The organism is Leisingera sp. ANG-M1, assembly GCF_000813745.1.
Classification (GTDB): Bacteria; Pseudomonadota; Alphaproteobacteria; order Rhodobacterales; family Rhodobacteraceae; genus Leisingera.
The window spans coordinates 110,669-123,152 of sequence record NZ_JWLC01000026.1 but is presented as its reverse complement, the minus strand read 5'-3'; the positions used below and the strand labels follow the sequence as shown (position 1 = coordinate 123,152).

Here is a 12,484-nt window from a genome sequence, read left to right as displayed (position 1 = left end):
CGCCTCGGGGCGCACCGACGTTCCCAAGATCGTCGACTGGTACATGGACGGCAAGATCGAGATCGACCCGATGATCACCCACAAGCTGACGCTGGACCAGATCAACGAGGGCTTTGATCTGATGCACGAAGGCAAATCGATCCGGGCCGTCGTGGAGTTTTGAGGGAGGAGCGCCGAATGGCCAGAGTTACCTACATCGAGCACGGCGGCACCGAACATGTTGTGGAGGTGGCTGACGGTTTGACTGTGATGGAAGGTGCGCGCGACAACAGCATTCCGGGGATTGAGGCGGACTGCGGCGGTGCCTGTGCCTGTTCGACCTGCCATGTCTATGTGGTGCCGGACTGGGTGGAGAAGCTGCCCGCGAAGGACGGCATGGAAGAGGACATGCTGGATTTTGCCTTTGAGCCGGATCCGGCGCGCTCGCGGCTGACCTGTCAGCTGAAGGTGACAGCAGCGCTCGATGGGCTGGTGGTGCAACTGCCGGAAAAGCAGATATGAAGCTTGCACTGGCGGCGCGGCGTCTTCTGCCGCGCCCGCTGCAATGTCCCGCCCGCCGCGCCTGGCGGGCGTTTGCGTTTGCAGGCAGGGAGTCAGGCGTGCGCGCTGATCTGTTCCTTGCGTTTGGCGGCATAAGCCTCGAGCTCTTCCTCCACACCTGGGTCGATGGGCGGTTTTTCATAGTCGCGCAAGAGCTGCTTCCAGATCTCATTGGCGCGCTGGGTGGCGGATTTGGCGCCGTCGTCGCGCCAGGTCTCATAGTTGCGCCAGTCGGACAGGATTGGGCTGTAGAAGGCATCCTCATACCGGGCGAGCGTGTGGGCGGTGCCGAAGAAATGGCCCGCGGGGCCGACTTCGGCGATGGCATCAAGGCCGAGCGCTTCGTCGCTGAGATCGATCGGATCCAGCAGCGCGGCCTGCATCTGCAGCAGTTCAGCGTCGAGGATCAGCTTTTCAAATGAGCAGGTCAGCCCGCCTTCGAGCCAGCCGCCGGCGTGCATCATCACGTTGATATGGCCCTGGATGCAGGCGCTGATCGACATGTCGCTTTCGTAGGTGGCCTGGGCGTCAACGCAAGGAGATGCGGTGGTGTTGGAGGAGCGGATCGGCAGGCCGTAGCGCCGGGCCATCTGGCCGGAGACCAGCACGGATTGCGCGTATTCAGGTGTGCCAAAGGCCGGGGAGCCGGTCTTCATGTCGACGTTGGAGGTGAAATGGCCGTAGAACACCGGCGCACCACGGCAGGCGGCCTGGCCGAGGATGATGCCGGCCAGCGCCTCGGCGTTCTGCTGCACAAGGGAGCCGCCGATGGTGGCGGGGCTCATGGCGCCGGCCAGGGTGAAGGGGGTGACGTGGATCGGCTGGCCAGCGCGGGCGAATTCGATCAGCCCCTCGGCCTGGCTGTCGTCCAGCAGCAGCGGCGAGTTGGTGTTGATGCCGCCGATGATGCCAGGCCGCGCGCGCAGGCCGTCGTCGTCGATCTGCAGCGCGATCTTGGCCATTTCGATGCAGTCGCGGGCGCGCTCAGTTGAGTTCAGCCAGCAGGGCTGCCAGCCTTTATCGCACAGCGTCGTCTGCGCCAGCATCATGTCGAGATGGCGGGTTTCCGGCGGCAGCTCCAGCGGCTCGCAGCCCGCCCCGCCCTCGTGGTGGAAGATGTTGAGGGAGGCGGAGAGTTTGACGAAGTTGCGCATGTCCTCCAGCGTCCCGGCGCGGCGGCCGCGGTCGAGGTCGGAGACAAAGGACGGGCCGCTGACGGTGGCGAAGGTGAGGGAGTTGCCGCCGACGGTGAGGGTCTTTGCAGGGTTGCGGGCGTGGATGGTGAACTCAGACGGGATGCCGGTCAGCATCTCCTCGGCCATGGCGGGGTCGAAGCGGACGCGGTTATCGCTGCTGTCCACATCGGCGCCGGCCTTGGCCAAAAGATCGCGTGCAACCGCGCTGTCGACCCTGAGGCCGATGTCGCGCAGCACCTTGAGGCTGGCGTGGTGGATGGTTTCGACCTGATCGGCAGAGATCAGTTCGGTCGGGGCAAGCGGGCTGCGGACCTCGCCAAAGGGGCGCTGGGTGAAGCCGGTGCTACGGGGCTGGCGGGAAGAACGGCGGCGGCGGGACATGGCGTCTCTCCTGATTGGGTTTGCGGAAGGGCGGCATTGCGCCCTGCCGTTCCGGCCCAGGTTTCTTCCCTGATGATCGGTGTCATATCCGTCTCCTTATGCGCGCATCCGGCTGCCTGCCGGGTCATAGAGCGGTTTGGGTTGCAGTTTGGCGCGGTGGAGTTTGCCAAAGATCTCAACCGCATAGTCACCCTCTTTGCGGTGGGTCTCTGGCGGTACATAGCCAAGGGCGATGTGCTGGCCGGTGACCGGCCCCCAGCCGCCGGAGGACACATAGCCCACCGGCGCGCCGTCAAGAAAGATGGCTTCGTCGCCCCAGATGGCGAGGTCTCCGGCCTCGACCGTCAGAGTGATGGGGATTTCGCGCGGGGGGGCGTAGTTCTGCGCCGCGTCCCGGCCGATGAAACCGCCTTTGTCGAGTTTGACGTGGTGCATCATCCCGCATTCATGGGCGAAGTAGTCGGAGGTGATCTCCAGCCCCCAGGCGGGCCAGCTTTTCTCGAGCCGCAGCATCATCAGGGCGCGCAACCCGCACAAGTCCGCGCCGCATTCGCGCAAGGCGTCGAAGATTTGCGGCTGGTGTTCGGGGGGCATGTAGAGTTCATAGCCGGCCTCGCCAGTGTAGGAGACGCGCAGGCCAATGACGTCCGGTACGCCTGCCAGGCTGATCTGTTTGGCGTCCATGAAGCGGAAGGCGGCGGTGTCCATTGGCTGGTCTGTCAGCGCCGCCATGATGGATTGCGCCTTGGGGCCGGCCAGGGCGAGGCCGGAGAGTTCATCCGAGAGGTTCCGGAGCGTGACGCCCTCGGCGGGCAGGTGTTTGCGGAAGTGGCGCAGGTAGGCGAGCTGCATGGTGTAGGTGCCGACAATCAGATAGCGGTCCCCAAGATTGGAAACGGTAAAGTCGCCGATCACCTTGCCCTTCTCCGACAGCATTGGCGTCAGACACAGGCGCCCCGGTTTTGGCAAGCGGTTGGCGAGGAGGCGGTCGAGCCATGCGGTGGCGCCGGGTCCGGAGACCTCGAACTTGGCCATGTCGGAGAATTCGAACAGCCCGGCGCCTTCACGCAGGCGCCTGCCCTCTTCGGCCACCGGCTGCCACCAGTTGGGCTGGCGGTAGGTGAGGCTGTCTTCAGCGGGTGTGCCTTCGGGTGCGAACCAGGTGGCGTGTTCGCGGCCAAAGCCGGTGCCGAAGACCGCGCCTGCGGCGGCGAGACGGTCATGGACCGGGGACTTCGTCTGCGGGCGGGCGGCTGGGAAGCTTTGGTAGGGGAAGATCTTTTCCGACCGGTTTTCGTAGAAATACCGGGTCATCTCCTCGGTGTATTTCTGGGTCGCAAACTCCCCGAAGCGGGCGACATCCCAATTGAAGATGTCGATCTCCGGCTCACCGCCGATGATCCATTCGGCGATCACCCGGCCAATGCCGCCGCCCTGGTTGAAGCCGGCCATCACCCCGTTGGCGCAGAAATAGTTGCGCAAGGCCGGGTGCGGGCCGATGAGGGGCGACAGGTCGGGGGAGAAGATCATCGGGCCGTTGATCACCCGTTTGACGCCGGCCTCGCCCAGGCAGGGCATGATCTCGACCGATTTCTCGAAGTTCCACTCCATGCATTCCAGGTTGTCGGGCAAGAGTTCGTGGCCGAAGTCCAAGGGCGTCCCGTCCTTGGCCCAATGGGTCATCTTGTCCTCATAGGCGCCCAAGAGCATCCCCATGCCTTCCTGGCGGGCGTAGGAGCCGGTTTCGTTGTCGTTGATCTGCGGCAGCTCGAAGCCCAAGCTTCCGATCAGTGGGATGTTTTCGGTCACCAGATAGTGGTGCTCAACCGGCATCAGCGGCAGTTCGATCCCGGCCATTCGCGCGACCTCACGGCCCCAGAGACCGGCGGCGTTGACGATGTACTCGGCGTGAATAGTGCCCTTGTCCGTCACCACGTCCCAGCTGCCGTCGGCGCGCTGATTGGTGGCGGTGACCGGCGTAAAGCGCTGGATGGTTGCGCCCATTGCGCGGGCGGCAGCGGCAAAGGCGTTGGTGGCGGAAGCGGGGTCGACGTGGCCGCCCTCCTCTTCCCAGAAGGCGCCGATCATGTGCGAGGTGTCCAGCACCGGCGCCTTTTCCTTGGCCTCTTCCAGCGAGATGAAATGGCCCTCGATCCCCAAGCGGCGGCAGGCGCTTTGCATCATGGCGTTGCTGTCGATCTCGTCCTGGGTACGGCAGATGTTGAGACCGCCGGTGAAGTGGAAACCGCAGGGCTGGCCGCGTTCCTGTTCCAGCTCGCGGTAGATCTGGAACGTGTAGCGGTGCATCTCCGCTGCTGCGTTGGGGCGGACGACGGTGAACAGCCCGCCGGCCGCGTGCCAGCTGGAACCGGAGGTGAGCTCCTGCCGCTCCAAGAGCATCACGTCGCGCCAGCCATTCTTGGCCAGATGATAGAGGATGGAGCAGCCGACCACGCCGCCGCCAATGACAACAACCCGTGCCGACGTTTTCATGACAGCACCCCGCGGGTGCCTGGGTGCTGCGTGGCTGGGTGAGGAAGATTAGGTGTTTTGTCCGAAGTGCCGGTGTGATGGCCAAAGAGGCAGCGTGCCATTGATGATCTCCTGAAGGTTGGTGCCTGGTTGCGGGGAATGGCCCCGGCAGGCTCCGGCCCAGGTTTCTTCCATCATCACTTTGAACGGCTTGTTCATCCTTGGCTTCCTTCAGTTTTCAGTGCGCAGCGCCACGCGCCTTATGCGTTGTCCAGTGCTGCTACCAGCTTGCGGCGTTCGACGACCGCTTCGTCCAGCCAGTCGGTGCGCATCTCAGGGACCGAGTTGAGCAGCAGCTGGGTGTATTCGTGGCACGGCGGCTGCAGCACCTGATCGACGGGCCCCTGCGCCACGATCCGGCCGTGCCGCATCACCGCGATGCGCTCGGAGATTTTCGAGACCGTGGCGATGTCGTGGGTGATGAACATGTAGCTGAGGCCCAGCTCGTCCTGCAGGTCTTCCAGCAGGTCGAGGATCTGCTGCGCCACGATGGTGTCGAGGGCCGAGGTGATCTCGTCGCAGATGATCAGCCGCGGCTGGGCGGCGAGCGCACGGGCCAGGTTGACCCGCTGGCGCTGGCCGCCGGAGAGTTCGGGCGGGAAGCGCCAGGCGAAATCGGTGGGCAGGCCAACACGTTCCAGCAGGCGGGCGGCCTCCTTGGTGGCTTCGCGCTGTGAGAGGCCGCGGTAGAACATCATCGGGCGGCTGAGGATCTTGTTCAGCCGCTGCCGCGGGTTCAGCGCCACGTCGGCCATCTGGAAGGCAAACTGGATCTGGCGCAGCTCATCGCGGGAGCGCTGGCTGACCGTATGCTGCAATTGCTGGCCGTCGAGGTAGACGCCGCCCTGCTTGGCGCCCATCAGGCCCGAAATCAGGCGGCCGAGGGTGGTTTTGCCGGAGCCGCTCTCGCCAATGACGCCGACGGTTTCGCCGGCATGGATCGTCAGGTCGATATCGCGCAGGGCGATGATCTCCTGCGCGGGGCCGTAGCCGGCGGTCACGTTCCGCACCTGCAGCAGGGGGGCGTCTTCGGCTGTTGCTGCAGGCGGTGCGTGGATTTCCTCGGGCATCAGATGGGCGGCGGCCATCAGCGCTTTGGTGTAGTCGTGCTGGGGGTCGGAGATGATCTGTTCGGTGGGGCCGTATTCCACCATCTGGCCGTCTTTCAGGACCAGGATGTGGTCGGCCACCTGCGCCACCAGCGACAGGTCGTGGGTCACATAGATCGCGGCGGTGTTGTTGTCGCGGATCAGCTTCTTGAAGGAATGCAGCACTTCGATCTGGGTGGTCACGTCGAGCGCGGTGGTGGGTTCGTCCAGGATCAAGAGCCGCGGGTCGCTGATCATCGCCATTGCCGCCATCAGCCGCTGCAGCTGGCCGCCGGAGACCTGATGCGGGTAGCGTTTGCCGATGTTTTCCGGGTCCGGCAGTTCGAGGTCGCTGTACAGGCGGGCGGCCTTGGCCAGTGCTTCCTCGCGGCTCATGGCGCCGGTGATCACCGGGATTTCGGTGACCTGCGCGTCAATGGTCATGGCGCCGTTAAATGAGGCGGCCGCCGATTGCGCGACATAGGTGATTTCCTTGCCGCGCAGCTCCTGCAGCCGGGGCAGGCTCTGTTCCAGCACGTTTGTGCCGCCCAGATGCACCGAGCCTGCAGTGATGTGGCAGCCGGGACGGGTGTAGCCCATGCAGCCGAGCGAAATCGTGGTCTTGCCGGAGCCGCTTTCGCCAATGAGGGCGATCACCTCGCCGGGCTGCACGTCAAAGGAAATGCCGTCGACGATCTTGAACTCGCGGCCCTTCTTGTCGCGGACCGAGACATCCAGGCCGCGGACTTTCAACAGCGGATCACCCGCAGGATCATTTTGGGAAGTGTCGCGCATATCAGATCTCATCGGGCAGCTTGGCGCTGGACCGCTGCAGCAGCCAGTCGACAAAGACGTTCATGGAAATAGCGATCAGCGCGATGCCGAAGGCCGGGTACAGGGTGGTGTATTCACCCCAGAGGATCGCTTGCATGTTCTCCTTGACCATGACGCCGAGGTCCGATTGCGGCGGCTGCACGCCGAGGCCGAGGAAGGAGAGCGCCGAGATGAACAGGATGGCGTAGGTGAAGCGGATGCCGAATTCTGCGGCCAGGGGTGTGAGGGCGTTTGGCAGCACCTCGTGCCAGATGATCCAGCCCTTGCCCTCGCCACGGACTACGGCGGCCTCGACATAGTCCATCACCATGATGTTGACCGCCAGCGCCCGGGCGACGCGGAACACGCGGGTCATATCGATGAAGGCGATGGTGAAAACCAGCACCACAAAGGAAGAGCCCAGCGAGTTGATCACGATCAGCGCTAGCATCAGTGCCGGGAAGCTGAGGAGCGCGTCGTTGACGCGGCTCATCCAGCTGTCAGCGCGGCCGCCGAAAGCTGCGGCGAGGAAGCCGAGGAAGACACCGGCAAAGAACGACAGGAAGGTTATGATCAAAGCCAGGAACAGGGTGATGCGCACGCCGTAGATCAGCCGCGACAGCACATCCCGCCCCAGATAGTCGCTGCCCAGCCACATCTGGCTGTTGGGCGGCAGGAAGCTGTCGTTGGTGAGGATCTCTCCCTCGCCGTAGGGCGCGATCCAGGGGGCAAAGGCGCCGATCATGAAGACGGCAATCAGGAACAGCAGGCAGAGGGTAACGCCGGGGGTGAGGTCGGAGAGCGCCTCGCGCAGCTCGCCTTGCCAGGTACGGGTTCCGGGGGTCATTTCTTGTACCTCACGCGCGGGTTGGCAATGATCGACAGGATGTCGGCGGTCATGTTCAGCAGGACATAGAAGGAGCAGAAGATCATCGCGCAGGTCTGCACAATCGGCACGTCGCGATTGGTCACCGCCTCGACCATGTAGCGGCCAAGGCCGGGGAAGTTGAACAAGGTCTCGATCACCACCACGCCGCTGATCAGATAAGCGAGGTTCAGCGCCACCACGTTGATGATCGGCCCCAGCGCGTTGGGCAGCGCATGGCGCAGCAGCAGGCGGCGGCGGGGCACGCCCTTGAGGATTGCCATCTCGATCGCCGGGCTGGTCAGCACGTTCAGCACGGCTGAGCGGGTCATCCGCACCATATGGGCGAGGATGGTGAAGGTGAGGCCCATCACCGGCAGGATCAGGATGCGGATCCAGTCCACAAGGTCATAGCTGGGCCGGATCGAGGCGATGGCCGGCAGCCAGCGCAGCTTGATCGCAAAGATGGTGACCAGCACCACCGCAACCAGGAAATCCGGGAAGGAAATCAGTGCCAGCGAGGTGGAGGTGATAGCCCGGTCGACCAGCCCGCCGGGTTTGACGGCGGCGGCAAGGCCGAGGGCGATGGCCAGCGGCACCGCAATGATGGCTGTGCACAGGGCAAGGATGATGGTGTTGCTGGCGCGGCGGGTGATTTCGGTGCCGATGTCGGCGCCATTGGCCAGCGAGGTGCCGAAGTCGCCAGTGATGAAATTCGTCAGCCACACCCAGTAGCGCACATGCAGCGGTTCATTGAGGCCGAGGCGCTCGCGTATCTGCTCCAGCAGTTCAGGTGTGGCCCCCTGCCCCAGGATTGCGTGCGCCACGTCGCCGGGCAGGATCTCGGTCCCCAGGAACACCAGCACGGACACAAAGATCAGCGTGCCGATGCCGAGGACCATTCTCTTCCAGAGAATCTCCGTCAAACTCATGTGATCCCTCCCCTGTGCTGGCTCTTCACTTGCCGGGAACAGGTAAACTGTGATCACAGATAGCGCAAAAATCAAGAGATATGTTTTGCGTGCATCAAATAAGCGGAAGCCCCGATCGGGCGGTTCAGCTGCGGGCGCGGTAGAGGTCGACGCCCCAGCGCGCGTCCTCTTCGACCAGTTTGCGGGCCAGTGCCGCATCGCGGTTGCGCAGGGCGCCTATGATTGCGGGGTGATCGCCCATCCAGCTGTCGATGGTCACCAGCTCGGTGATGCCATGGGCCAGCCAGGGGCCGGTGCGGGCATAAAGCGATTCGATCATCGACTGCAGCGCGCTGTTGCCGGTGAGGCTGTAGATGCGGCTGTGGAATTTGAAATTGACCAGAAGGAACTGAACCGCGTCCTGATTCTGCCAGGCGGTGTCCATGTCCTGCACCAGCTTCTCCAGGAACTTGATGTCCTTGGCACGCACGTTTTCCGCCGCGATTTCGGCAGCGGCGCCTTCCAGGATGGCGCGGATGAAAAACAGGTTTGCGGCTTCGGATGAATTGAGGTCCGGCACCCTATAAGCCTTCTTGGCAGCCCCGATCAGCGCGTCCTCGGAGGCAAGCTGGCGCAGCGCTTCGCGCACCGGCATGGCTGAGACACCGTATTCCTCGGCAAGGGTGCGGATCGACAGGGTTTCCGCCGGGCGGAGCTGGCCGACAATCAGCTTCATCTTGAGGTCGGCATAGACTTTGGCGCTGAGGTTTTCCGCAGGTGCGGTCTCCGGTTGTGCTGCTGTATCCATCTGCCCCTCAATATCCGCTTCCGTCTTTGGCTGCGGGCGCTGCCGCCAGCCAGCTGCTGCTCTCCCCAGCCTTATCACGGCTGGCATCTGTGATCAAAGATGCTTGATTTTTACATGATTCTGTGATCACAGTTTAACCCAATAAACAAAATCCGGACCGTAAAGGGCCGGAAAAAAGATCCAGGCAGTCCAGTGCCGGACCACCCAACAGCGGAGACTATGAATGTCTGACAGCAAGTTCAAAAACTACCAGTTCCAGCAATATGTGGCGGGGAAACTGTCACGGCGGCAGTTCATGGGAAGCCTGGCTGCGGCCGGTGTTTCAGCGGGCGTGATCACCGGCCTGACCGCGCAGCGGGCTCAAGCAGCAACGCCCAAGAAAGGCGGCCGGCTGGTTGTCGGGATCGAATCCGCCCAGGCGCAGGACAGCCTGGACCCGACCAAATATTACAGCACCTCGAACCTGCAGATGGGCTATTCGGTGCATGAGAACCTGGTGAACCGGGATGCCAATCTGCAGCCGATGCCCTGGCTGGCCACCTCGTGGGAGGCCAATGCGGATGCCTCTTCCTGGGTGTTCAATCTGCGCAAAGGCGTGACTTTCCACGATGGGTCGGACTTTGGCGCCGAAGATGTGATCTATTCGATGACCCGGCATTTCCGCGAGGGATCGGAATCAGCGGGCAAAGCCTACATGAGCCAGATTCAGGACATCGAGAAGCTGGGCGAGCATCAGGTGCGCTTCAACCTGAAAGCGCCAAACGCCGATTTCCCGATGATTCTGTCGGACACCCGCGTGCACGTCACCAAGCGCGATCTGGAGGATTTCATCGGAACCCCGCCCGGCACCGGCCCGTTCAAGGTGGTCGAGTTCACGCCCGGCAGCCGTTATGTCTTTGCCCGCAACGAAAACTACTGGGGCGATGACGGGCCTTATGTGGACGAGCTGGAATTTGTAGGCATCGCCGACAACACCGCCCGCATCAATGCGCTGATTGCCGGTGACATCAATGTGCTGCTGCAGCTGGATCAGAAGGCCACCTGGCTGATTGACAACAGCGGTATCGGCTATGTGGTCAATGCGCCCTCCGGTGCCTTCATCAACCTGGCGATGCTCATGGACCGCGAGCCGACCAATAACGCCGATTTCCGCATGGCGATGAAATACGCCGTCGATCGGGAAGGCATCCGGGACAACATCCTCAAAGGGCTGGGCAGCATCGGCAACGACCACCCGATTGCGCCGATTGACCCCTACTACAACGCGGATATTCCGCAGCGCGCCTATGATCCGGACAAGGCGCGCCACTACATCAAGAAGGCCGGGCTGGAGAATGTTCCGATTGATATCTACGGCTCGGATGTGGCGGGCACCGGGGCGCTGGCCTCGGCCCAGCATGTGCAGCAGAGCGCCAAGGCGGCAGGCATCAAACTCAATGTGATCAACCCGCCCTCGGACAGTTTCTGGTCCGCAGTCTGGATCCAGAAGCCGATGGTCACCTCGGGCTGGGACCCGCGGCCCGTGCCGGATCTGATCTTCTCCATCGCCTTTGCCGCAGAGTCGGGCTGGAACGAGACGCTGTGGAACAACGAGCGCTTTGAAAGGCTGCTGGTGGAGGCGCGCTCGGTCACCGATTTTGCTAGGCGCAAGGAGATGTATGGCGAGATGCAGCAGATGCTGCATGACGACGGCGGCCATGTGACGCTGGGCTTCCGCAACTTTGTCGATGCGGCGCGCAACGAGGTGCAGGGCATCACACCGCATGGTTCGGGCCCGCTGGGCTTTTACCAGATGCAGCGCACCGCCTGGATCGACGCCTGATCCGGCCCTAACGCTGATATGCCGGCCCGCATTCCCCATGCGGGCCGGTTTTTTGGTAACGGAACCCGAGAAATGCCCGAATATACCCTGTTCTGCGCCCCCGACACCTACGCGATGAGCGCCCATGCGGTGCTGGAGGAAGCGGGTGCGGATTATGGCGTGCGCTGGATCCGGATCTTTGACGAAAACCCGGATCCGGACTTCCTGGCCGCCAGCCCTCATTGCCGCACCCCGGCGCTGGCAGGCCCGGATGGCACAGTGTTTGAGACCGGCGCGGTGTGTCTTTATGTGGCCGAGCGCCACCCGGAGGCAGGCCTGGTGATCCCGCCCGGCGATCCGCGTCGCGGGGCTTTTCTGCAGTGGTTCCACTACCTGGCGACCACGCTGCAGCCGGATGTGATCATCCAGTACCACCCGGAGTTCTATCACCGCGAAGCGGACCAGCAGGCAGCGTTGAAAGCTGCCTCAATGGCGCGTTTGAAGGGGGTTTTTGAAACCCTCGACACGGCCTTGGCTGATGGCCCGTACTTCTTTGGCGCGGAGCCCACGGTGCCGGACTTCGTCCTGGGCATGCAGGCCCTGTGGGATGTGATTTTCCCGGATGGGGATATCACGGCCTACCCGAACATCGCCCGCCACCGGGAGACGATCTGCGCCCGGCCAGCCGTGCAGAACATGCTGGCGCAGCACCGGGCCGAGGCGGCCCGGCGCAAGGGCTGATCAGCGGTTGAACACCCTGGGGAACTTTTCGCTCACGTAAGGATCGCCCAGGGACAGGCTGTTGTCCTCCAGCCATTCCGCAACACCCTGGTTTGGGTAATACCGCGCCTGATCCAGGGCAAAGCGCACCGCATAGCCGCGCCGCCGCCGGGTTGAGGTGCGGTTGCCCATGGCCGAATGCACAATGAAACCATCAAAGGCCAGGAGGTCTCCGGGCGCCAGGTCCCAATGCACGATGCGGTGCTGATCGCGCTCGGCCTCGAAATCCGGCATGTCGGTGTATTGCGGATCGTCCTTTTTGACGTAGTCCACAAAGCTGCCAAGCTGATCGGTGGTGAAGGGGCGGTACTTTTTCCCCCAAGCGTGGCTGCCGGGAATGAACTCCAGCGCGCCGTTGTCGGCGTCCACCGGATCCAGCGCGATCCAGGTGGTGAGGATCGGCCCGGCCACCGGCCAATAGGGCTGATCCGTGTGCCAGCCGGTCTGGGTGCGGGTGCCGGGCTCCTTGACGAACATCTGGTCGAAGATCAGCGAGGCCCAGGAAGAGCCGCCAATGTCCGCGACCAGCCGGCCAATACCGGAATGCAGGCAGAAGTCCTGAAAGATGCCGGGCTGGCTGCGCATGTTGCGGTAGGCAAAATAGCGTTCGCCGCGTTTCAGCTCCTCTTCCACGGCGGCGCGCAGTTGTTCCAGCCAATAGGGGGTCAGCGCCCCCCGCACCACAACCACGCCTTCACTCTTGTACTTTTCCGCCAGTCCGGCGGTGTCTTTGGTCAGAATATCCATTGAATTGCTCCTGAACGGGCGC

The 12,484-nt window shown here is 63.1% G+C and carries 11 protein-coding genes and 1 pseudogene; 4 read left to right on the top strand and 8 right to left on the bottom strand.

The features are described 5' to 3' along the window. Both RA19_RS26695 and RA19_RS21740 read left to right on the top strand, forming a co-directional pair. Positions 1–163 (top strand): annotated as a pseudogene (locus RA19_RS26695) (S-(hydroxymethyl)glutathione dehydrogenase); the annotation flags it as partial. 14 nt (positions 164–177) lie between these two features. Continuing rightward, positions 178–501 (top strand): 2Fe-2S iron-sulfur cluster-binding protein, encoded by a 324-nt coding sequence (locus RA19_RS21740; protein ID WP_039166853.1) that lies wholly within the window; start codon positions 178–180, stop codon positions 499–501. 92 nt (positions 502–593) lie between these two features. Here RA19_RS21740 and RA19_RS21735 read toward each other — a convergent pair whose 3' ends face one another. The 7 genes from RA19_RS21735 to RA19_RS21710 form a co-directional block, all read right to left on the bottom strand. After that, complete coding sequence (locus tag RA19_RS21735) at positions 594–2,117, bottom strand: trimethylamine methyltransferase family protein (protein ID WP_039166852.1); 1,524 nt, start codon at positions 2,115–2,117, stop codon at positions 594–596. Positions 2,118–2,213: 96 nt separating this feature from the next. Next, positions 2,214–4,610 carry an FAD-dependent oxidoreductase gene (locus RA19_RS21730; RefSeq protein WP_039166850.1) on the bottom strand — a complete coding sequence of 799 codons (2,397 nt, stop codon included), beginning with the start codon at positions 4,608–4,610 and terminating at the stop codon, positions 2,214–2,216. Between the two features lie 48 nt (positions 4,611–4,658). Then, positions 4,659–4,808 carry a hypothetical protein gene (locus RA19_RS27065; RefSeq protein WP_193748317.1) on the bottom strand — a complete coding sequence of 50 codons (150 nt, stop codon included), beginning with the start codon at positions 4,806–4,808 and terminating at the stop codon, positions 4,659–4,661. Positions 4,809–4,849: 41 nt separating this feature from the next. After that, a complete protein-coding gene (locus RA19_RS21725; protein WP_082020645.1) occupies positions 4,850–6,532 on the bottom strand; it encodes an ABC transporter ATP-binding protein in 1,683 nt (560 codons plus the stop codon). Between the two features lies 1 nt (position 6,533). Next, complete coding sequence (locus RA19_RS21720) at positions 6,534–7,295, bottom strand: ABC transporter permease (protein WP_241479121.1); 762 nt, start codon at positions 7,293–7,295, stop codon at positions 6,534–6,536. Positions 7,296–7,393: 98 nt separating this feature from the next. After that, entirely contained in the window at positions 7,394–8,347 is a 954-nt protein-coding gene (locus tag RA19_RS21715) for an ABC transporter permease (protein ID WP_039135300.1), read from the bottom strand. A 124-nt stretch (positions 8,348–8,471) separates the two neighbouring features. Next, positions 8,472–9,134, bottom strand: coding sequence for a GntR family transcriptional regulator (locus tag RA19_RS21710; protein ID WP_052261980.1), 663 nt, complete (start codon positions 9,132–9,134; stop codon positions 8,472–8,474). Between the two features lie 223 nt (positions 9,135–9,357). Here RA19_RS21710 and RA19_RS21705 point away from each other — a divergent pair, with 223 nt between their 5' ends. Continuing rightward, positions 9,358–10,956 (top strand): ABC transporter substrate-binding protein, encoded by a 1,599-nt coding sequence (locus RA19_RS21705; protein ID WP_052261979.1) that lies wholly within the window; start codon positions 9,358–9,360, stop codon positions 10,954–10,956. A gap of 72 nt (positions 10,957–11,028) precedes the next feature. Then, the gene (locus tag RA19_RS25935) at positions 11,029–11,676 is read left to right on the top strand and encodes a glutathione S-transferase family protein (RefSeq protein ID WP_052261978.1); all 648 of its coding nucleotides are present in this window, start codon (positions 11,029–11,031) and stop codon (positions 11,674–11,676) included. Here RA19_RS25935 and RA19_RS21695 read toward each other — a convergent pair whose 3' ends face one another. After that, a complete protein-coding gene (locus tag RA19_RS21695; RefSeq protein ID WP_039166848.1) occupies positions 11,677–12,462 on the bottom strand; it encodes a phytanoyl-CoA dioxygenase family protein in 786 nt (261 codons plus the stop codon). Between the last annotated feature and the right edge of the window lie 22 nt (positions 12,463–12,484).

Excerpts from the sequence above, each read along its gene's own strand:
- RA19_RS21740 (WP_039166853.1), top strand. The coding sequence starts at position 178 with ATGGCCAGAGTTACCTACATCGAGCACGGCGGCACCGAACATGTTGTG.
- RA19_RS21735 (WP_039166852.1), bottom strand. The coding sequence starts at position 2,117 with ATGTCCCGCCGCCGCCGTTCTTCCCGCCAGCCCCGTAGCACCGGCTTC.
- RA19_RS21730 (WP_039166850.1), bottom strand. The coding sequence starts at position 4,610 with ATGAAAACGTCGGCACGGGTTGTTGTCATTGGCGGCGGCGTGGTCGGC.
- RA19_RS27065 (WP_193748317.1), bottom strand. The coding sequence starts at position 4,808 with ATGAACAAGCCGTTCAAAGTGATGATGGAAGAAACCTGGGCCGGAGCC.
- RA19_RS21725 (WP_082020645.1), bottom strand. The coding sequence starts at position 6,532 with ATGCGCGACACTTCCCAAAATGATCCTGCGGGTGATCCGCTGTTGAAA.
- RA19_RS21720 (WP_241479121.1), bottom strand. The coding sequence starts at position 7,295 with ATGATCGGCGCCTTTGCCCCCTGGATCGCGCCCTACGGCGAGGGAGAG.
- RA19_RS21715 (WP_039135300.1), bottom strand. The coding sequence starts at position 8,347 with ATGAGTTTGACGGAGATTCTCTGGAAGAGAATGGTCCTCGGCATCGGC.
- RA19_RS21710 (WP_052261980.1), bottom strand. The coding sequence starts at position 9,134 with ATGGATACAGCAGCACAACCGGAGACCGCACCTGCGGAAAACCTCAGC.
- RA19_RS21705 (WP_052261979.1), top strand. The coding sequence starts at position 9,358 with ATGTCTGACAGCAAGTTCAAAAACTACCAGTTCCAGCAATATGTGGCG.
- RA19_RS25935 (WP_052261978.1), top strand. The coding sequence starts at position 11,029 with ATGCCCGAATATACCCTGTTCTGCGCCCCCGACACCTACGCGATGAGC.
- RA19_RS21695 (WP_039166848.1), bottom strand. The coding sequence starts at position 12,462 with ATGGATATTCTGACCAAAGACACCGCCGGACTGGCGGAAAAGTACAAG.